Here is a 21164-nt window from a genome sequence, read left to right as displayed (position 1 = left end):
CATCGCGCCGCCGCTTACGTCGACGGAAGCGGCTTGCCGGCCGGGCGCGCGGCGGCCAGCAGCGGCGGTATCAGCAGATAAAGCAGCGCGGCCGCGGCCCATACGAGCCCCGGCCACGTCGCGCGTGTCGCCGCATAGGCCGCGGTGACGACCAGCGGCCCGCCGACGCCGATCAGGCTCGCCACGCTTGCGAGCGTGCCCTGCAGTTCGCCCTGGCGCGCATCGTCGACCTGCCGCGAGAGCATCGCCTGCAGCGCCGGCAGCGTCATGCCGCCCGCCGCGAACAGCGGCAGCAGCGCGAACGGCACCCACGCGGCGGACGCGAACGCGATCGCGACGAGCCCGAGCGCGTCGCCCGCAAGGCCCATCGCGAGTGCGCGTCGCTCGCCGAGCCGCGCGATCAGCGGCCCGATCGCGAACGCCTGCGCGAGCGCGTGGCACGCGCCGTAGCCTGCGAGCGACAGCCCCGCGATCGGCGTCGACCAGCCGAAATGCGCCTGACCGTACAGGATCCACAACGTCGCGGGCGCCTGCGACACCAGCGCCACGATCACGTAGATGCCGAGCAGCGGCACGAGCGCGGGCGTGCCACTCAGTCGCCGCAGGCTCGCGAACGGGTTGAGCGCGACCGCCGGGCGGCCTGCGTGCGCCGAGGGCGGCCGCGATTCCGGCAGCGCGCGCCAGACCAGCACGAGATTGAGTGCGTTGAGCGCGGCCGCCGCGACGAACGGCGCACGCAGGTGCAGCGCACCGAGCAGCCCGCCGATCAGCGGGCCCGCGATGAAACCGATGCCCATCATCGCGCCGAGCTGGCCGAAGCGTCGCGCGCGGTCGGGTTCGGCCGTGACGTCGGTGACGCACGCGGTCGCGACCGCGACGTTCGCGCCCGTGATGCCCGCGATCAGCCGCCCGACGTAGAGCCATGCGAGCGTTGGCGCGAGCGCCATCAGCAGGTAGTCGAGCGCGGCGCCCGCGAGCGACACGAGCAGCACGGGTCGGCGGCCGAAGCGGTCGCTCAGCGCACCGAGCAGCGGTGCGCACAGGAACTGCGCGAACGCGTACAGCGCGAGCAGCACGCCGTAGTGCGTGTCGATGCTGCCCGCGCCGGCAAGTGCGCGCAGCAGCCCGGGCAGGATCGGCATCACGATCCCGACGCCGATCGCGTCGAGCAGGACCGTGGCCAGGATGGCAATCAGGGATGGATTCAAGAGCGTAACCCTATCAATGATAGAGTGAGGATTATTCCACAGTTTCCCTATCGGTGATAGAGATGAAGGACGCAGGGGCGCGGCTGACGCGCGACACGGTATTGCGCGCGGCCCTCGAGCTGCTCGATGAAGCGGGGATCGACGGGCTGTCGACGCGGCGGCTTGCCGAGCGGCTCGGCGTGCAGTCGCCGACGCTTTACTGGCATTTCCGGAACAAGGCCGAACTGCTCGACGCGATGGCCGAGGCGATCATGCTCGAGCGTCACGACGCATCGCTGCCGCAGCCGGGCGACGCGTGGGATGCATGGCTTGCCGACAACGCGTGCAGCTTCCGCCGCGCCTTGCTCGCCTATCGCGACGGCGCGCGGCTGCATGCCGGCACGCGGCCGCGCGCGCTGCATTTCGGTTCGATCGAACGCAAGATCGCGCTGCTCGGCGACGCGGGTTTCGCGCCGGACGAAGCGGTGGACGTGATGTATGCGCTGGGCCGCTTCGTGGTCGGATGGGTGCTCGAGGAGCAGGCGGAACCGCCCGCCGCTGCCGATACGCCGTTGCCCGATGCGGCCGACTATCCGCTGCTCGCGCAAGGGTGGGCCGCGCTGCGCGAGCGCGGCGGCGATGACGCGTTCGAGCGCGGCGTCGCGTTGATCGTCGACGGCGCGCGCGCGCGTCTGGCGGCGCGCAAGCCGGGCTGACCGCCGGCCGCGCGCAGCGCGTTCAGTCCGTCGCGCGGCCGTCCAGCACGCGTTCGAGCGCGTCGAGTGCGCGGGCGGTCGAATCGGGCGCGATGCAGTCGACGACGATCCGCTCCGGCATCGCGCGCAGCCAGGTGATCTGGCGCTTGCAGAGCTGACGCGTCGCGAAGATGCCCTTGTCGCGCATCGTCCGGTAGTCGGTGTCGCCGTCGAGGAATTCCCACGCCTGGCGATAGCCGACGCACCGCATCGACGGCAGGTCGGGGTGGAGATCGTCGCGGCGGCGCAGCCGCTCGACTTCGTCGAGGAAGCCCGCGTCGAGCATCGCGTCGAAGCGCTGCGCGATCCGCGTGTGCAGGACCGCGCGATCCGACGGCTCGAGCGCGACCGGCACGAAGCGGTAAGCGGCCGCCGCATCGTCCGTGCGGCGCGGCGCGGCCAGCAGCACCGACATCGGCTGCCCGCTCAGCATGAACACTTCGAGCGCGCGCTGGATCCGCTGCGAATCGTTCGGCGCGAGCCGCGCGGCCGTGTCGGGATCGACTTGCGCGAGCCGCGCATGCAGCGCGGGCCAGCCGTCGCGCGCGGCGTCGGCGTCGAGCGCCGCGCGCACGTCCGGATCGGCGCCCGGCAGGTCGTTGAGCCCCTGCGTCAGCGCCTTGTAGTACAGCATCGTGCCGCCCGCGAGCAGCGGCGTGCGCCCGCGCGCGGCGATCTCGCCGATCAGCCGCAGCGTGTCCGCGCGGAAACTCGCGGCCGAATAGGCGTCGGCCGGATCGATGATGTCGATCAGGTGATGCGGCACGCTCGCGCGCTCGTCGCGCGACGGTTTCGCGGTGCCGATATCCATGTCGCGGTAGACGAGCGCCGAATCGACGCTGACGATCTCGATCGGGCGGCGCGCGGCGAGCGCCAGCGCCGCGGCCGTCTTGCCCGAAGCGGTGGGGCCGAGCAGGCAGGCGATCGTCGTCGGGCGGGCGTGCGGTGCCGCGCTCATTGGCCGCGCATGAAAAGGCGGTCGAGATCGTTCAGCGTGAGCTGATACCACGTCGGCCGGCCGTGGTTGCACTGGTCCGCGCGCTCGGTCGCTTCCATCTGGCGCAGCAGCGCGTTCATCTCGTCGAGCGTCAGGCGCCGGTTCGCGCGCACCGCGTGATGGCATGCGAGCGTGCCGAGCAGTTCGTGCTGGCGCTCGGTGAGCACGCGCGAGCCGCCGAACGCGTGCAGATCGGCGAGCACCGCGCGCGCGAGCGACTGCAGGTCGGCGTCCTTCAGCAGCGCCGGCACGGCGCGGATCGCGAGCGTGGTCGGCGACAGCACCGCGAGATCGAAGCCGAGCGATTCGAGCGTGTCGCGTTCTTCCTCGACCGTGCCGATCTCGACCGGCGTGGCCGTCATCGACACCGGAAGCAGCAGCGCCTGCACGGCGACCGAGCGGTCCGCCAGCGCGTTCTTGAACTGCTCGTACAGGATCCGTTCGTGCGCCGCGTGCATGTCGACGATCACGAGGCCGTGCGCGTTCTGCGCGAGCACGTAGATGCCGTGGATCTGGCCGAGCGCGAAGCCGAGCGGCTGTTCGTCGTGCGTGGTGGCGGCGATCGGCGATACCGTGAAACCGGGCAGCGGCGCGACCGGCGCATCGGCCGGATCGCGCGCGACGGCGGTCGTGCCGTCCGGCGTGCCGGCGCCGGTATCCTTGCGGCCGAACATGGCGTCGTAGAGCGCGAGCGGCTGCGCGACGGGCAGCGTGCCCTGCGTCATGCGCGCCTGGCGCATCCAGGTGTTGCCCGCCGACGAGGACGACGGCGACGAGAAGCCGCTGCCGCCCATGCCGCCGGCCGCATGCCCCTGGCTCTGCCCGAGCGGCGTGTCCAGGAACGACGACGGCCCGCGCGGCGCCGGCTCGATATGCGCGGCATGGCCGCCCGCCGTGGTTTCCGGCGATGCGCCCGCGTGTCGCGCCAGCGCGCGCTGGACCGCGTGGAACACGTACTGGTGGATCGAGCGCGAATCGCGGAAGCGCACCTCGATCTTCGACGGATGCACGTTCACGTCGACCGCTTCCGGCGGCAGGTCGAGAAACAGCACGTACGACGGATAGCGATCGCCGTGCAGCACGTCTTCATAGGCCGCGCGCACCGCGTGCGTCAGCAGCTTGTCGCGCACGAAGCGGCCGTTGACGAAGAAATACTGCTGGTCGGCGCGGCCGCGGCTGGCGGTCGGCAGGCCGGCGCAGCCGTAGACGGCGAGCGGGCCGGCCTGTTCGTCGAGCGGCAGGTGCGCGGTCGCGAAGCCGTCGCCGAGGATCTTCGCGACACGCTGCGCGGGCTCGGTCGCGTTCCAGTGCTCGACCGCCTTGCCGTTGTGCAGAACCGAAATCGCGACGTCCGGCCGCGCGAGCGCCGCGCGGCGGATCATTTCCAGGCAGTGGCCGAACTCCGTTTGCTCGCTCTTCAGGAACTTGCGCCGCGCGGGCGTGTTGAAGTACAGCTCGCGCACCTCGATCGTCGTGCCGACGGCGCCGGCGGCGGGCGACAGCACGCCCGTCTGCGCATCGATCTTGGTCGCGTGCGCGGCGTCGGCCGTGCGGCTCGTGATCGACATCTCGGCGACCGACGCGATCGACGCGAGCGCTTCGCCGCGGAATCCGAGCGTCGCGACGGCCTCGAGCTCCTCGAGCGAGCGGATCTTGCTGGTGGCGTGGCGCATCAGCGCGAGCGCCAGCTCGTCGGGCGGAATGCCGCAGCCGTCGTCGGTGATCGAGATGCGCTTGACACCGCCTTCTTCCAGCACGATGCGCAGCGTCGCGGCGCCTGCGTCCATCGCGTTCTCGAGCAGCTCCTTGACGACCGACGCGGGGCGTTCGACGACCTCGCCGGCGGCGATCTGGCTGATCAGCTGGTCGGGCAGGGGCTGGATCGCGCGCGGCGGGCGCGGAGCAGGGGCGGGCGCGGCGCCCGCGGCCGTTTCGGTGATATCGGACATGGCCGAATTATAGCGAGGCGGAGAATGCGTGCCCGGTCCGCCAACGGCTACGTTTTTTCACGGAGCGCCAAGGTAGTTTCGGTATCATGGCTGCGTTGCGCGCGCCGCCTTGGCCGGCGGGCGCCTGCGCCATGTCCGGCGCGCTTCCGGCCGCTCCGGCCCTATCGCCTTCGAGGAATTGCATTTGGATACGCTGCTTCATTTCGTCAACCTGGTCCTGCATATCGACGCCTTCCTCGGCGATTTCATCCGGCAGTACGGCGCCTGGGTCTATCTCGTGCTGTTCCTGATCGTGTTCTGCGAGACGGGGCTCGTCGTGTTCCCGTTCCTGCCCGGCGATTCGCTGCTGTTCATCGGCGGCGCGTTCGCGGCGACGGGAGAAATGAACGTCGGCGCGCTGATCGTGCTGTTGCTGGTCGCGGCGATCGCCGGCAATACCGTGAACTACCTGATCGGCCGCTGGGTCGGCCCGAAGGTGTTCAATACCCATATTCCGGTGCTCGAGCGCTTCCTCGATCGCGCCGCACTGCAGAAGACCCACTCGTTCTACGACAAGCACGGCGGCAAGACGATCGTGCTCGCGCGCTTCATCCCGGTCGTACGCACGTTCGCGCCGTTCGTCGCGGGCGCGTCGTCGATGAGCGTCGCGCGCTTCCAGTTCTTCAACGTGGTCGGTGCGCTGGTGTGGGTGCTGCTGCTCGTGCTGCTCGGGTATTTCTTCGGCAATATTCCGTTCATTCGCCAGTACCTGAACGTGATCGTGCTGGCCGGGATCGGCGCCGCGGTCGTGCCGGTGGCGCTCGGCGCGGTGTGGAAGCTGGTGCGCGGGCGGCAGTCGGATGGGGTGGAGAAGACGGGCGGGCGTTGAGCGGGCTTCGTTTCGGTCGATGAAAAAGCGTGGCGGCTGTGAGGCGCCACGCTTTTTTTTCGTCCGGCGCCGCTGTTACGCGTTGCGGTGCGAGAGCGGGGTTTCGGGTGTCGTCGGGCGCCGGATCGAGGCCGGCAGTCGTGCGAACCGGGACGCGCCGCGGTTACGGCGCTGCGCGGCCGTAGGTATCTTCGAAACGGACGATGTCATCCTCGCCGAGATACGAGCCGGACTGGACTTCGATCAGTTCGAGCGGAATCTTGCCGGGGTTTTTCAGTCGATGGGGGGTGCCGAGGGGAATGTACGTCGACTGATTCTCGGTCAGGATGATTTCCGACTCTCCATTTGTGACGAGCGCCGTCCCCTTCACGACGATCCAGTGCTCGGCGCGGTGATGATGCATCTGCAGGCTCAGTTGTGCACCGGGCGCGACGATGATCCGCTTGACCTGGAAGCGGTCGCCGGCGTCGATGCTCTCATACGAACCCCACGGTCGCGGAACACGACGGTGCGTCACCGATTCGAGTCGTCCTGAACGATTCAGGTTTTCGACGACCTTCTTCACGTCCTGAACGTGGTCGCGATGTGCGACCAGGACAGCGTCCGCGGTTTCGACGATGACGACATCCTGCACGCCGATCGCGGCAACCATCCGGTGTTCCGCGCGGATGTACGAGTTCGAGACCGTGTCCGTATGGATGTCGCCGGAAACGGTATTGCCTTGCGCATCGCGCGTGGCGATATCGGCGAGCGCGCTCCACGAACCGACATCGCTCCAGCCGAGCTCGGCGGCGGCGACCACGGCTGCGCGCTTCGTCTTCTCCATGACTGCGTAGTCGATGGAGATGTCCGGACACGCGGCGAATGCCTCGGTATCGAGGCGCAGAAAATCGTAGTCCTGCTTCGCATGCTCGAGCGCCCGTGCGGCGTGTCGGCCGATCTCGGCCGCATGTTGCGCGATATCGTCGAGGTAGGCCGACGCATTGAGCAGGAACATGCCGCTGTTCCAGTAATAGCGGCCGTCGCGGACGAAGGCCTCGGCTCGTTCGCGGTCGGGCTTTTCGAAGAACGCGTCGACGGCATGAGCGCCTCTGCCGGTGTCAAGCGCTTCGCCGCGGCGGATATACCCGTATCCGGTATGAGGTTCGGTGGGAGGGATGCCGAATGTGACGAGATGTCCGCGCTTTGCGACCGCGGCAGCCGTTTCGACGGCCGTGACGAATGCCGAAAGACTCTGGACGATGTGGTCCGACGGCAGCACAAGAAGCAACGCGTCCGGATCGTCACGCAATGCGATTTCCGCTGCGACGGCAATCGCCGGTGCCGTGTTGCGGCCAAGCGGCTCCAGCACGATGGTCCGTGGCTTGATGCCGGTGTGCTGAAGTTGTTCGGCGATCATGAAGCGATGCGCATGATTCGCGACGATGATGGGAGGGGCGACTCCCGGCACTTCGCTGGCGCGCAGGACGGTCTGCTGGACCAGGGTTTGCTCTCCTGCCAGTTTCAGATATTGCTTCGGGTAGTTGCTGCGGGACATCGGCCACAGCCGGCTGCCGTTGCCGCCGCACAGGATGATCGGGTGGAGACTCATGCGGAGATGCCGGGGTCAGGGCGATTGGATCGTGGCTGGATTGCCGGGGAGTCATTCTAGCAAAGCGCTGAGGGCCGATCTGTTTGCCCGTGGTTGCCGGCCCTGACATGACCGAGGCGGCCGCGCACGAAGCGGTGTGGCAGCTGGTGCGCGGGCGCCAGTCGGACCGGTACGCACAAGACGGGCGGGCGTTGAGCGGGGCGCTTGCGGTTCTGTTCCGGGAAATTGATAAAGCGTGGCGGTTGATGTCGCCACGCTTTTTTCGTCCGGTGCTGTCGTTACGCGTTGCGATGCGAGATCGGGGTTTCGGGCGTCGGGTATTGAGCGTCGCGGAACGTGTCGAGGATCACGCGATTGGTGTCGCAGTACACCTGCCAGTAGTTCTCGGGTGCGGTGGACGGGCGCACGAACAGCAGCGGGCCTTCCGGCGTGAATTGCAGCACGCCGACGTCCGGCGCCGGGCTGGTCAGCACGTTCGGGATCTGCTGGATCGACGTTTTCAGGCGGTTGATCGCGTCGACCGCGTCGACGCCGTTCGCGATCTTCGCAGTCAGGTCGACACGGCGGTACGACGTCGCGCTGTAGTTCGCGATGTTGTCGGAAAAGATCTTGTTGTTGCCGACGATCGTCACGATGTTGTCGGGCGTGATGATCGTCGTGCCGAACAGGCCGAGCTCCTTGACCGTGCCCGTGACGCCGCCGGCGTTGATCACGTCGCCGATCTTGAACGGGCGCAGCACCTGCATGAACACGCCGGCGGCGAAGTGCGCGAGCAGGCCGCCCCAGGCGGTGCCGATCGCGAGGCCGAGGCCGGCGAGCAGCGCGGCGAACGAGGTGGTCTGCACGCCGAAGATCTGCAGGATCGCGAGGATCAGCAGGACCGTCAGCAGCACGCCGACGACGGAGGTCAGGTAGTCGGTGAGTGTCGGGTCGACCTTGCCGCTGCGGCGCACGACCTTGCCGAGCAGGCGGGTACCGATGCGGATCGCCCAGCGGCCGACGAACCACAAGACGATCGCGGCGAGCAGGTTGAGGCCGAAGTCGAGGCCGCGGGTCATCAGGAATTGCTGGGCGGTGGCGAGATCGATCATGCGTTCTCCGAAGTCAGGATTAAAAAGGGCGGCGCATGCAGCGGGTGGGTGGCGCTTTTATAACCTGACCAGGGAGGGACGGGCAACCCGCCTTACATTGCTTGACGTAATGAAAGGCGGGCAGCATGCGGTTGCGTGCTGCCCGTTTGCGGAGGGGACAGGCCCTGAGCAGCTGGCGCCTGAATCAGCTCGGGCGTGACGTATCGGACACCGTTGCTCGGCGATGGCTGATCGGTTTCAGCGCATCGCCCGGTCGCGAAAGTACTGCCGTCCCTGCCATGCCGCATAACGAAGCGCATTGCGACTCCAGCGTATCGCCTTGACGAGCGGACGGGCGCGGTTTCCGCGTATTTTCTCGAGCGGACGGGCGGCATTCGGGGCGAGTTGCCGGGCGATCGCCTCGGGTGTCGTGAACAGCGAGAGCTGCCAGTCCCAGTAGATCGCGTAACGCAGCAGCACCCCCGCCGTCAGCATGTCGAGCGAGAGCCTGCGCTCGCGCCACGGCTGTTCCAGCGCGTCGTGCGTCAGTCCCCAGCCGGCGTAGAAGGGCAGGCCATACGTGTGGACTTCCTTCCCGCGCATCAATGCGTCGAAGCCGGCGAGCGACGAAAGTGTGTGCAGCTCGTCCGCCACGTCGATCAGCGAGATGAGATCCGCGTCCGCGTCCACGATGTCCGCGAGGTCTTGCGCATCCACGAGTCCCGCACGATTGCCCGACAGCACGTCCGGATGCGGCTTGTAGACGATGAAGGCGTCCGGTCGCCGCTTACGCACTTCCCGCAGCAACGCCTCCGACGTGGCAATCGTGCCGGTTCCCAGGCGGATCGACGCGTCGTCCGCAACCTGGCCCGCCACGAGCACGATGCGCTTGTCTCGCGGAATGTGCCAGGTCGGTGCCAGGCGGCCGAGATTGTATTTCGTGAGGCCGAGCTGCACGATCGTCTGCCTTAGCGCGGCCGCGCGCCGCAACTCCGGTTCGTCGAACGTGGCCTGGTTCAGGATGACGGTCAGGTCGCTCGGGCGACTTGCGTCGAAATACAGGCCGCGGCGGTCGATGACCTGGCTGCACGGCGGCGACATGTCGGAACCGAGTCCCGTCGAGTGGATGAAGCCGTCTTCGATTCGGATGCGGGCGACGCCGTCAGCCAGGCCCTCGGCAGAACGCCCGCCCCATATCGCCGCCTGTTCGTCCGCGTGCGCGTCGCCCGGATCCGCTATCCAGCGCAGCGCTCCGCCGCCTGCGGACAGATAGGGCGTGGCGTACGGCCGCTTCCACCATTGGAAGCGGATGCCGGCTACCCGGCCGAGATCGCCGAAGCGTGCGGCGACGGCGTGCTGCAGTTCAATGCTGTCGAGCACGTTCTCTAGCGCGCCCTGGGTGCCGCGTGCCGGGTCGAGGTAATGCGCGAGTTGCAGGAACGCCGCATCGAACAACGAGAAGACGGACGGGCGGGCGCGGCGTTCCGGCATCGCAGCGCGATCCCGCGTCAATCCCCAGCCCGCGTAATAGGGCGTGCCGAACACATGAACGGGGACGCCGGCCAGCAGCGCTGCCATCCCTTCGGACGCGCCGACGACATAGATGGCGTCGGCGCGTCGAAGCACGTCGCGCAGGGAATGTGCGACGTCGAGCACGCGAGCCTGCCCGGGCAACCGGTGCTGGTTCGACAGCCAATCGCCGGCGCCTGCATCGGCGGAACGCAGGATCCACGGATCGGCGTCGGGATGTGCGATGCGCACGGCATCCATCATCGCGGCAAAGTTCCGTCGGCGGTGCCTTGCCGGCGTGCAGATGTCGGTACACGAGGTTTCGCGTTCGTCGATGAGCACAATGCGGTTCCCGCGGCCGGATTCGTGCCACGCCTCGGGCAATTCGGCCAGGCGGTGCCGAACGTGCAAGGCGTCGCTGTCCAGCACGCGGCGAATCAGATCGCGACATCGCGCATTCGCGTCGACGGCGTCAGTGGCCTGCAGTGTGCGTTCGAGTGCGGCGACGAGCCCGCCGTGCGCAGCCAGATCGGGCGGGATGCAGAACCACGAAAGCGGCGGCGCATGTGTCGCATGCCGGGCGAAGACGGGGCCGGGGCAGACCGGGTAGACGGTGCGCCCCATCGACGCAAACGCTCGCGCAAGCGCGGCGCCCGCGGGCGAATCGATCCAGATGAACGGCGATCTTCCCGTCAGCCAGCCGACCATGTGCTTGCCGCGTGCGATTGCGCTGGCGTCGAATGACCGGATTCCTGGCGTCATCGGGGGTTCGGTGGTTACCCGCGTCATTTACCGGAGCGACTCGAGGAAGCCATCGATGCGCTCGAAATGCTCGGCCCAAGTCGGTGCATGAAAGCGCTCGATCCGCGCGATCTGGCTCGCGCGCTCGATGCTGTCCGCCCGGGCGTATGAGCGAATCCGCGTGAGCCATCCGGGTCCGTCGAGCGGGTCGAGGTAGTCGGGAATGTCCGACGCGATTTCGTGAAAGACAGGCAGGTCGCTGGCGAGCACCGGCAGGCCCAGCATCAAAGCCTCGACGAGCGGCATGCCGTAGCCTTCGGTGAACGACGGGAAGATGAGCGCGCGCGCGTGCTGCAGCCATGCGTGCAGCCGCTCGTCGCTGCAATCCGACTCCTCGATGACCGCGTCGCGAATTGTTGCGCAGCGCTCCAGCATGTCGACGACGTTCTCGCACTCCCAGCCGCGCCGGCCGATTACGATGAGTTTGGGCGCGGCATCCCCCATTTGTTCGACCAGCCGCCGCCACACGTGCAGGATGAACCAGTGGTTCTTGCGCGGTTCGATCGTGCTGAGCATCACGAAATAGGGGGCGTCGAGTGGAGCCGGGCTCGGCGGATGAGGTTCCACTGCCGGTGCGAGCGGAGCGACGACGACCGGCGGGAGCGGCAGCGCCGCCTTCCGTGCTTCGTTCGCCAATTCGTCGTAGGTTGCCTGTGAATTGCTGATCAGGCCGCTCGCGTGTCGCAGCGCGGTATGGATACGGAGACGATGCGATGCGTCGACGCCGGGGCGGCAGTACTCTGCGTGCGTCAGCGGAATCAGGTCGTGGACCATGAAGACCGAGTGCGCGTTGCGTTGCGCCATCGCCTGATAGTAACGGGTGAACTCCATCCCGTTGTGACTGGTATGCAACAAAATTGCGCGATCGAATCGGGCGGGCCGGAGCCGGTTCAGTAACGCGGAAGCAACAATCTTGCGCAGCGCCCATCGGTCGCGAGCCGACGACAGCAGCAGCGAAAACAGCTTTTGCGAGTCATTTTCCGTTAAAACAGTCGAAAAGCCGCGTTCGCTCAGGACGGCACGTGCGCGATCGCCATATCGACGGATGTAGGCCAGTCCTACCCGGTCTACTCCGGTGGGGATCAGGCCGTCATAAAAGCGGGTGGCAAGACGAGTGACGTCTAGAAGTATTTTTGTCACGCAGGTGCAATGTAGTTGTGCGTGCGGAATGAAAAATGTTTCCGTTTGCCGAAGCCTGACGGCTCATGCAACAATTCCGCCGGGCAATTTTATGGCATCTCGGATGGCGGGACAATTCGCAAGTGCGCGTCCATTGATCAGTTCAATGTCGAGCATGCCAAACAAATTGAAGCTTGATGTCAGATTTACCGAGCCGTGCGCCCTTGCGCGCGGCCGCAATGTACCACCGAGCCCGCTCCCGTTAGCGTCAAACCGGCCCCGCGCCTTAGCGGGCCTGGGAGTTGGCTGCGCGTAAGCCGGGGTTGCTGGATTGAAAGAGGCCGAGGGAACGGTGAGGTTGTATATCGGCGTTTCGGATGCGTTACGCCGGTAAGTTCTCCGGTACATCTTACATTGTGCGGTAAAATCCGGCGGCCTTTGAATGACTGGATTGGTAAATGCAGAGTTTAAATCGCAGTGTTTGGTTGGCTGCTGCCATCGGCGGCGCCATTGGGTTGGCTGCGTGCGGGGCCATTCCCACGTCCGGACCGAGTCGTTCCGAGATTAATGCCAGTGGTGGTGGCGGCACCGATCAGGTTAGCTCGCAAGGGATTCAGGTCGTCGACGTGACGGACCAGGTTGCGCGGCAGCTCTACGCCGGACGCAAGAGTGCGGATTTTGCCTCGGCGCTGGGCGACAATTCGGCGTTTCAGCAACAACTGGGCGTGGGCGACGTGGTTGAGGTGTCGATCTGGGAAGCGCCGCCGGCGACGCTGTTCGGCGGTGGCGTAAGTGACTCCCCGACGCCCAGCGGGGTGCCGACCGGTGCGCGGCTGACCAAGCTGCCGACGCAGGTGATTGACGGCAACGGCAACATCAGTGTGCCGTTCGCCGGTGCGATCAAGGCAACGGGCCGTACGCCAAGCCAATTGCAAGCGTATATCGCAGCGCGTCTCAAGAATATCGCGCACGATCCGCAGGTCCTGGTGCAACTGGCGCGTAACGAGACCTCGTATGTCACCGTCGTGGGAGACGTATCGAGCAGTACGCGCATGCAATTGAGCGCGCGCGGCGAGCGCGTGCTCGACGCGCTTGCGGCGGCCGGCGGCGTGAAGCAGCCGATCAACAAGACCATGATCCAGGTGACGCGTGGCGAGACTGTTGCGCTTGAACCGTTGGACACGGTGATCCGCGATCCGCGCCAGAACGTACCGCTGAAGGCGGGTGACGTCGTCACTGCATTGTTTCAGCCCTACAGCTTTACTGCGTTCGGTGCGACGGGCAAGAACGAGGAAATCAATTTCGAGGCGCAGGGCATTACGCTGGCGCAGGCATTGGCGCGGGCAGGCGGCTTGCAGGACTCGCGTTCGGATGCGAAGGGCGTCTTCATTTTCCGGCTGGAAGACCAGCAGGCGCTCAAGTGGCCCAACCAGCCCGTGCGAACGACGGCAAACGGCAAAGTCCCGGTCATTTATCACATCAATCTGAAAGATCCGGATTCGTTCTTCGTGGCGCAAAGCTTCATGATGGATAACAAGGACGTCCTTTATGTCTCCAATGCGCCGGTGGCAGAACTGCAGAAAGTGCTGAACCTGGTGTTCTCCGTGGCCTACCCGATCGTGTCTGGTGTTCAGACGTTCAAATAATTATGAAATTCCTGAAGCGAGTTAACCGTTTGTTTTTGATAACGGTTGTTATACCCACCATCATTGCGATCATTTATTTTGGTCTCATCGCTAGCGACCAATATACGTCGGTCAGCAGCTTCCTGATTCGCAGCCCGCAACAGTCCAGTTCCGTGGGCCTGGGGGGGCTTTTGAAGGGGGTCGGGGGATTTTCGCAATCGGAAGGTGATGCATATACGGTTCAGAAGTACATTCTGTCTCGTGATGCAATGGTGGTGCTGGATAAAGAGCAGCACATCAAATCTGAATTTAAAAACAGCTCGATAGATTTCGTTAACAGATTTTCTCTGTTCGGTTTGAACGACAGCTTCGAAAAATTTTACATCTACTATGGAAAGAATATTGTCGATGCAAAAGTCGAGGCCGACTCGCCAATCGTGACTTTGAGTACCAATGCGTACGATGCACGTCTCGCATGGAGCATGAATAAACGTCTGCTGGAATTGAGCGAGCAGATCGTCAATCAGATGAATATCCGTGCTCGTGCCGATCTGATCAATACGGCTCAGCACGATGTTGACATGGCAAAGGAGAAGGACAGGGCCGCTACACTGGCGCTGGCACACTATCGGAATACCGCAGGTGTGATCGACCCGGAGCGCCAGTCCACCATTCCTTTGCAACAGGTTGGAAAGTTGCAGGATGATTTGATCGGCACTCGCGTGCAGATTGCTCAAATGGAGCGGTTGTCGCCGAGCAATCCGGGACTGCCGACGTTGAGGGATCGTGCCAAATTGCTGCAACAAGCCATCGATCAGGTGAGCCAGCGTGTTGCCGGCGAGCGAGGCGGTTCGCTGGCCAGCAAGGCCGCCGAATTCCAGCGATTGACGCTCGAGAAGGAGGTTGCCGACAAGATCCTTGCCGGGGCGATTACCCTGTTGGATCAGGCGCGTGTCGAGGCTGAGCGCAAGCAGCTTTATCTCGAGCGCATTTCCGAACCCAGCGTGCCTGACTATGCGATGAACCCGCGCCGTGGACGAGCCATACTCGCTACCTTCCTGCTCGGTCTGATTGTCTGGGGCGTGTTGACGATCGTTATCGGGGGAGTGAAAGAGCACCATGACCGGTGATTATCGTCCGCCGACCTTTTGGGAGCAGTCGCGTATCCAGATAAGAGTCATCTGGGCATTGTTGATGCGCGAAATGATCACTCGCTTTGGCAGAGAAGGGCTAGGGGTACTCTGGATGATGGCCGAGCCTGCCATGTTTGTGGTCGGTGTGATGGTTATCTTCAGTCATACGGAAACAAGGGCGAAGTATTCGGTGGCTGAGTATTTGGCCGTCAGCTATCCGACTTTGTTGTTTTGGCGAAATGCAACCAGTCGGATGACCAAGGCCATCGAGTCCAATCGTACCCTGCTGCATCACAAGCCGATTCGGCCGATGGACATATTGTACGCACGGATCATTCTGGAATTTTCGGGAGCAACTGCTTCGTTTTTCGTGCTGTATGCGGTGCTGGTGGTGGTCGGTATTTGCCAGTTTCCGGCCGATTTGCTTGCCATGATTGTCGGGTATTTTTTGGTTGTCTGGTTTTCGTTCAATTTTGTCATAACCATGGCGGCGTTGTCGGAATTGAGCGAGACGGTCGAAAGGCTTTCGCACATAATTTTGTATCTGATGTTGCCGTTCACCGGGGTATTCATTCCCTTGTACGTTTTGCCGCCGAAAATCGCGGAGATGATGACGTATTTCCCGCTAATTGATGCGGTTGAATACTTCCATCATGGTTATTACGGGGACAGGATGCCGACGCTGTATTATCTGGATTATACGGTGATGGTTTTGGCGGCATTTACTCTCTTTGCTTTATCGATTGCGCATTACGCCATCAAGCGTGTGCAATTGAACTGAGGTCGAGCATGATTGAACTGCGCAACGTGTCCAAGCGTTATCCGATCCATCATGGTCGGTCCCACCGGGAGGTACTCAAAGACGTCAATCTGCGCGTCCAGGCGGGGGAGCGGTGGGGTATTCTTGGTCGGAACGGTGCGGGAAAATCAACCCTGATTCGTATCATCAGTGGCTCGGATCGTCCGCACACGGGAGAAATCGTCAAAACGATGTCGGTGTCGTGGCCGTTGGCATTTGGCGGTACGTTCCAGGGGAGCCTGACTGGCAAGGATAATGTACGCTTGATTTCTCGTGTGTACAATGTCGATTATCGAAAAACGCTCGACTTGGTCGAAGACTTTGCTGAGCTTGGTGCATATCTCGATGAACCGGTCAAATCGTATTCTTCCGGCATGGCATCGAGGTTGGCATTTGCCATTTCGATGTCAATTGAATTCGACTGCTTCCTGATTGATGAGGGTATGTCGGTCGGGGATCATCGATTTCATCAAAAATGTAATGTTGAGTTATTCGAGAAGCGTGGCGATCGAGCCATGATTATTGTGGCGCATCAGACCGATCTTATCCGTAACCACTGCAGTCATGCTGCCGTTCTGGAGAATGGCACGCTCAGGGTTTGCGATACGGTTGAAGATGCGATTCAAATTTACGAGTCGCTTTGAGAGAGTGGCGATAAATCTTCCGGTTTTTTGGAAGATTCCGAATGTTGAGAGATGAAGGAAAGAAAATGATTCGGGAAGCGGATTTGGCTGATTTTCGTGCTAGCAACAAGTTCGACGCGGATTGGTATCGGAATGAGTACCTGGACGTAGCGCTCCTGGGTATGGACCCTGCATTGCATTATCTGTGGCTGGGTCGCCAATTGGGTCGCCGGCCAGGGCCGAACGCAGAATCTGCCGAGATGCTGACTGCCCCGAGGCGGCGTGTCACCCAGGGACTGGGTGTTGAAGAGCGGATCATTTGGCGTGAGAGTCTCGTCTCGGGCCCTTCAGTAGCGGCTGTAGTGCATGTCTATTATGCTGACCTGATCGATGAGGTATGTGCGCATCTTGCGAACATACCCTATCGTTTTTCGGGTTTCTTCGCTATTCGCAGTTCCGACATGATCGAGCTGATCAAGGAGTCGCTCGCTCGCCATGGTGCTGACTGCGACGCCCATTTCGCGGTAACGCCTAATCGCGGACGGAATTTCGGCGGTTTTCTGGTGGACTTCCGGAAGGCTGTGCGTGCGCACGACGTATGCGTGCATATCCATACGAAAAAATCATTGCGTACGGGCACGGAGCAGCGTGACTGGCGAGGCCACCTGTTTGACGGTTTGCTCGGTGATCGGAGCAAGGCGGCAACCATCCTCAATCGTTTTGCCGAGGACGAGCGCATCGGGCTGATTTTCCCGACGACGTATGAAGGTATGCCGTCGTGGTGCCACCATTGGTTGAGTGCAGGGCATCGCGTCCACGAGATCGGTTCGATGCTGGGCATTCACGACTTGCCGCGCCGGGGATTGATCGATTTTCCGGTTGGCTCGATGTTCTGGGCGCGCACCTCGGCGATTGCGCCGTTGCTGGATTTTGATTGGACGTACGAACACTTCGAACCGGAGCCGATGGCCGATGATGGCACCATGGCGCACCTGGTGGAGCGTGTGCTGGGTGTGTTGTGCCGGGCTAAAGATTTCGATTTTCTCGAATTTTCGCCGAGCGAGAATATTTTCCGGCGTAATTGGAGCGAAAAGTTGCTGCACCATCACAAAGAGGCATTGGCCGGCGCCAGCTGGAATGCGGACAACTGTGATGTTTTGTCGTTCGATTTCTACGATACGCTGTTCTGCCGTCGTGCTTTTACGCCAGATGATGTCCATAATTACATCGGCTGGGCGCTGCACATGCGCGGTGTAATTGATGCCGAGGGGGATTTCTACCGGTATCGAAAGGCGGCTGAAGAGCGTGCGCGTGTTTGTAGCGGCAAAGGAGATGTGACGTTAGATGACATTTATGCCTATTTCCCGTCGGTCTGTGACTGGTCGGTTGAAAGTGTCATCCTTGCTCGCCAACTGGAGTGGGATATCGAGGTGCGCTGCCTCGTGCCGCGGCAAGATGTAATCGAGTTGGCGTGGCGAGCCAAACGGCGCGGTGCGCGGGTCATTATTATCAGCGACTCGTATATGCCGCGTCACTTCTTCGAACAGGTTCTTGCAGAACACCAGCTGACATCCCTGTTCGACGAACTGTATATATCCTCGGAGGTGGAACTCCGCAAGGATAGAAGCGATATCTGGCCGTGGATTAAGGCCAAAGAGGTGGATGGGCGCCGTTACTTCCATGTAGGCGATAACGAGCACTCTGATATCCAGAATTCGTTGGCTGAAGGTCTGGGCAGTACATATGTGCTTAATACGACCGTGCAGGCACATTTGTGTGGTCTGGGCCCGCTGGAGAATTGGCGGGTCAGTAGTCCTGGCTGGCGCGATGGCATCGTGCACGGGCCGGTAGTGGCGCGGCTGTGCAGCAATGCATTTCTCGGCCGGGATGGTTATCGACCTCTGGTCCTGAACGATACTCGCGATACGGGTTATGCCGTCCTTGGGCCTTTGCTTTTTGGCTTCCTGACCTGGGTGCTCGGGCGGGCCAATCGCGAAAAGTGCGAGCGGGTATTTTTCCTTGCGCGGGAAGGGTGGTTCCTCATTCGGCTGTACGAGCAAATGCGTGCGGCTTTGGCTCCCTTGGGTATTGTGCTGCCGCAAGGTCAATACCTGGCAGTTTCTCGTCGAGCGGTAATGGGGCCGATGGCTGCGGTCAGCTTCGAGCCGGAATTTATCGTTCGCGGATCGCCGTTCCGTGGAACGGTGGGCGAGCTCTTGAAAGCGCGGCTGGGGCTGGACATCGGCGCGGGCATTCCCGGGGTCGCGGTCGAGATCGATACCGGGGCCGATCGTGCCGGCGCGATCTCCGTACTGGAACAACTGCGCGAACCGATCGTCATCGCAGCTAGCGAGAAGCTGGTGCGGTTGCGTCAATACCTTTCGCAGGAAGGCGTGGACCAGCCTGGTGGGTTGATCGTGGACGTCGGTTACAGCGGCACGATTCAGTCGGCGCTGCAGACCGTCACCGGTGTGGGTCTGTCAGGGGCTTACATGGTTACCTCGCAGGCCGCGAGCGACGTGGTTGCGCGGGGAGGTAGTGCCATCGGCTACTTCTCTCATGACTATACCCCTTGCGTAGTGCGAAATTACTCCATGATTCTGGAGGCAGTGCTGACCGCTCCGCATGGTTCGACCGTGGATTATGTGCAGAACGCTCATCGGATCGAGCCGGTGTTTGGTTCTTTGGGTAGTGCCCAGCGTGATTTCGCCTATCTTGAAGAGTTGATTGCCGGAGCGAGCGCCTATATTGGGGACTTGTTGTCCAGCTACGGGCCGGAAGTCGTGATGGCCACTTATTCTCCGGGCGAGTGTGAGGCAGGGCTCCGCCAGCTCGTTGAAGGCATTTTGCGTCCGCCTGCCGAGTTCTGGCGCAAGCTTAATGTTGAAAACGACTTTTGCGGAGATGGCGAGCTGGATATCAGTCGCCTTTACGGGTTGGGTTGAGTGCAGGATCGGTGAATTGAGCGATTCTCAATGAATATTTTAAGGAATGGTCATGCATGACACGGCATATGTAATCGGTGGTTTGGTCATGAGTACCTATTTGCCGTCGAGCTCTGCAAAGATACTTGAAATTGGCGCACAAAATGTCAATGGCACACTGAGGGATCACGCACCCCGTAACGCCGAGTATGTCGGATTGGATTTCGAGGCCGGCGACGGGGTCGACGTTGTTGTCACTGGTCTGCGCGATTGGAATGTGCCGGAGGCACATTTCGATCTGGTCATGGCATCGTCGGTTTTCGAGCATGACAAGGCCTTTTGGCGGACATTCATTGAAATGTGCAGGAGGACGAAGCCGGGTGGGCATATCTATATCAGTGCCCCTTCCAATGGCCTCGTGCACCGCTTTCCGAAAGACTATTGGCGCTTCTATCCCGATTCGGGTCTGGCGCTGGAAGAGCTGGCTCGCGAGGAAGGTTTCGATATTACGTTGATCGAGAGCTTCGTTGCGGAGCGCGAGGCGGATCTCTGGAACGACTTCTGTGCCGTGTTTCGACGCGGCCCGTGCGATACCGATCTTAATCGGGATTTTGTTCACGGCAAGATTCGCTGTACCAATGCGATTAACTGGCGTTCGTCGTTGATCGTCAATGCAGTCAACGACAGTGAGGATATGCGCCTTCTGGGACTGGCGCGCGAGGACGTGCGCCGCACGACCGAGCACAAGCAGTTTCTGGAGTCGCAGATTGGTGAACTCAATGTACGAAATAATGCAACTGAAGGGCGGCTATACGACCAAACGCGCCTGACCGAGCAGCAGCTCGGACAGTTGCAGGCATTGGGTGACGAGGTCGCCCGCGAGCAGGAGCGTCGGCGCTTTCTCGAGGTACAGCTTTCCGAGCTTGCGGTGCAGAAAGCTGAAAGCGACGAACGCCTGCAAGGTCAGATTGAATTGAACGAGCAGAAGTCCACGTTGTTGCAGGCGCTCGGCGAGCAGCTTGTAAATGAGCAGAACAACTCGGCAGAGTTCCGACGATCTTTCGAGGTACAACTCTCCGAGATGGCCACACAAAAATCAGTGAGCGAAGAGCGTTTGCAGATGCAGGTAAACCTGAATGAACAGCAATCCCGGCAGATGCAGACGTTGAGCGACGGGTTTGCAAAGGAGCAGACTAATTCTGCCGAACTTCGTCGATCCATCGACGCGCTGCTTTCCGAGCTGGCAGTTCAAAGAGCGGCGAGTGACGAACGCTTGCAGGCGCAGGCCGATCTGAACGAGCAACAATCCGGGCAGATACAGGCATTGCTCGAAGAGCTTGCAACCGAGCGGGCCAGCTCCGAGGAACTCAGGCGGTCCGTCGAGGTGCAACTGAGCGCTATTACTGCTTCGAAGCCAACGCAGAAGGAAGTGGGCAAAGAGTATCTGCAGTCCCAGGCGGTTCCGGGTAAGGTGCGAGGAGAAACGCTGCCGATGCTGGCCGTGGAATCTCCCCAGGAGGTCGTTGAAGTCGTTGCGCCCCGGCATGCTTTCGAAGAGAAGCTTGGCGAGCTTACCAGCCAGAAATCCGAAGTCGAGACGCGGTTGCGTGAACGTTTTCGCGAAATCGCCGGGTTGACACGGGTGATCCAGGAGCGCGATCAGCAGCTTTCTGATCTGCGAATGCAGAAGCAGCATCAAATGGATGTGTGCGATGAGCGGGGCAGGCAATTGCAGGCGCTCGCAGCAGAGCTTGCGCAAGGAAAAGCCAACTCGAACGCACTTCAGCGCTCCTTGGAAGCCAATATTTTCGAGCTTTCCGCGGCGAAAGCGTCGAGCGATGAGCGTTTGCAGGAGCGTTTCCGTGAAACTGCCCATTTGACACGAATGATTCAAGAGCGGGATCGGCGTATCTCGGAAGTACAAATTCAAATTGAATGGTTGTGTCGGGTCGTCTCTGTCTTGACAAAGGGATTTTCTACTTCGAGCAAGGCTCGTGCGATGGCTTGGTTGCCTACCTATTTCAGCCATAAGGCACAGAAGGCATCATTGAAAGAGCATGGTTTGTTTGACCCGGATGATTATGTCGCGACTTACCCGGACGTTTTAAAGGCAAACACGGATCCTTTGCGGCATTATATTAATCACGGCATCAAGGAAGGGCGTGTTATAAAAAAGTGAGCGATGGCTGCGATCGATGTCTTCGTTCAGTTAAA

15 protein-coding genes are annotated in these 21164 nt (G+C 62.1%); 8 read left to right on the top strand and 7 right to left on the bottom strand.

The genetic code is table 11. The features are described 5' to 3' along the window. Positions 1-14 precede the first annotated feature (14 nt). Positions 15-1208: a Tet(A)/Tet(B)/Tet(C) family tetracycline efflux MFS transporter gene (gene tet, locus GQ57_RS06965; protein WP_031399622.1), complete on the bottom strand. Its 1194-nt coding sequence runs from the start codon at positions 1206-1208 to the stop codon at positions 15-17. A gap of 62 nt (positions 1209-1270) precedes the next feature. On the opposite strand from tet, the gene tetR reads away from it, so the two are divergent. Further along, positions 1271-1903 carry a tetracycline resistance transcriptional repressor TetR gene (tetR, locus tag GQ57_RS06960; protein ID WP_034197472.1) on the top strand — a complete coding sequence of 211 codons (633 nt, stop codon included), beginning with the start codon at positions 1271-1273 and terminating at the stop codon, positions 1901-1903. 22 nt (positions 1904-1925) lie between these two features. On the opposite strand, the gene miaA is transcribed toward tetR, so the two are convergent. Together miaA and mutL are read right to left on the bottom strand one after the other, a co-directional pair. Next, positions 1926-2900, bottom strand: a complete 975-nt coding sequence (gene miaA, locus GQ57_RS06955) for a tRNA (adenosine(37)-N6)-dimethylallyltransferase MiaA (protein WP_034197471.1) — start codon at positions 2898-2900, stop codon at positions 1926-1928. Beyond that, positions 2897-4888, bottom strand: coding sequence for a DNA mismatch repair endonuclease MutL (gene mutL, locus GQ57_RS06950; protein ID WP_034197470.1), 1992 nt, complete (start codon positions 4886-4888; stop codon positions 2897-2899). Before mutL ends, miaA begins: the two co-directional genes overlap by 4 nt. A gap of 184 nt (positions 4889-5072) precedes the next feature. Here mutL and GQ57_RS06945 point away from each other — a divergent pair, with 184 nt between their 5' ends. Then, entirely contained in the window at positions 5073-5756 is a 684-nt protein-coding gene (locus tag GQ57_RS06945; RefSeq protein WP_031399618.1) for a DedA family protein, read from the top strand. 163 nt (positions 5757-5919) lie between these two features. Here GQ57_RS06945 and GQ57_RS06940 read toward each other — a convergent pair whose 3' ends face one another. From GQ57_RS06940 to GQ57_RS06925, 4 genes are all read right to left on the bottom strand, one after another. Next, a complete protein-coding gene (locus GQ57_RS06940; RefSeq protein WP_034197469.1) occupies positions 5920-7347 on the bottom strand; it encodes a mannose-1-phosphate guanylyltransferase/mannose-6-phosphate isomerase in 1428 nt (475 codons plus the stop codon). Positions 7348-7625: 278 nt separating this feature from the next. Then, the gene (locus tag GQ57_RS06935; protein WP_031399616.1) at positions 7626-8438 is read right to left on the bottom strand and encodes a mechanosensitive ion channel family protein; all 813 of its coding nucleotides are present in this window, start codon (positions 8436-8438) and stop codon (positions 7626-7628) included. A 237-nt stretch (positions 8439-8675) separates the two neighbouring features. Beyond that, on the bottom strand, positions 8676-10688 hold the full coding sequence (locus GQ57_RS06930; protein ID WP_034197503.1) for a capsular polysaccharide biosynthesis protein: 2013 nt from the start codon (positions 10686-10688) through the stop codon (positions 8676-8678). A 27-nt stretch (positions 10689-10715) separates the two neighbouring features. Next, positions 10716-11867 carry a glycosyltransferase family 4 protein gene (locus tag GQ57_RS06925; RefSeq protein WP_034197468.1) on the bottom strand — a complete coding sequence of 384 codons (1152 nt, stop codon included), beginning with the start codon at positions 11865-11867 and terminating at the stop codon, positions 10716-10718. 437 nt (positions 11868-12304) lie between these two features. Between GQ57_RS06925 and GQ57_RS06920 the strand changes: the two genes are divergently transcribed. Genes GQ57_RS06920 through GQ57_RS38110 form a run of 6 tightly spaced genes read left to right on the top strand, consistent with a single transcriptional unit; the run spans position 12305 to position 21129 of the window. Next, positions 12305-13492, top strand: a complete 1188-nt coding sequence (locus GQ57_RS06920) for a polysaccharide biosynthesis/export family protein (RefSeq protein ID WP_031399613.1) — start codon at positions 12305-12307, stop codon at positions 13490-13492. Positions 13493-13494: 2 nt separating this feature from the next. Further along, positions 13495-14601, top strand: a complete 1107-nt coding sequence (locus tag GQ57_RS06915; RefSeq protein WP_031399612.1) for a capsule polysaccharide export protein — start codon at positions 13495-13497, stop codon at positions 14599-14601. Continuing rightward, positions 14591-15385, top strand: a complete 795-nt coding sequence (locus GQ57_RS06910) for an ABC transporter permease (RefSeq protein ID WP_031399611.1) — start codon at positions 14591-14593, stop codon at positions 15383-15385. The genes GQ57_RS06915 and GQ57_RS06910 overlap by 11 nt, the downstream gene beginning before the upstream one ends. An 8-nt stretch (positions 15386-15393) precedes the next feature. Next, on the top strand, positions 15394-16047 hold the full coding sequence (locus GQ57_RS06905; protein ID WP_031399610.1) for an ABC transporter ATP-binding protein: 654 nt from the start codon (positions 15394-15396) through the stop codon (positions 16045-16047). Between the two features lie 41 nt (positions 16048-16088). Next, positions 16089-18971: a rhamnan synthesis F family protein gene (locus GQ57_RS06895; RefSeq protein ID WP_081896605.1), complete on the top strand. Its 2883-nt coding sequence runs from the start codon at positions 16089-16091 to the stop codon at positions 18969-18971. Between the two features lie 52 nt (positions 18972-19023). Continuing rightward, positions 19024-21129, top strand: coding sequence for a class I SAM-dependent methyltransferase (locus tag GQ57_RS38110; RefSeq protein WP_160257505.1), 2106 nt, complete (start codon positions 19024-19026; stop codon positions 21127-21129). Positions 21130-21164: the final 35 nt, after the last annotated feature.

The sequence above is a fragment of the Burkholderia sp. MSh2 genome, from assembly GCF_000731655.1.
In the GTDB taxonomy this organism is placed as follows: domain Bacteria; phylum Pseudomonadota; class Gammaproteobacteria; order Burkholderiales; family Burkholderiaceae; genus Burkholderia; species Burkholderia paludis.
This window is presented reverse-complemented; position numbering and strand designations above follow the sequence as displayed.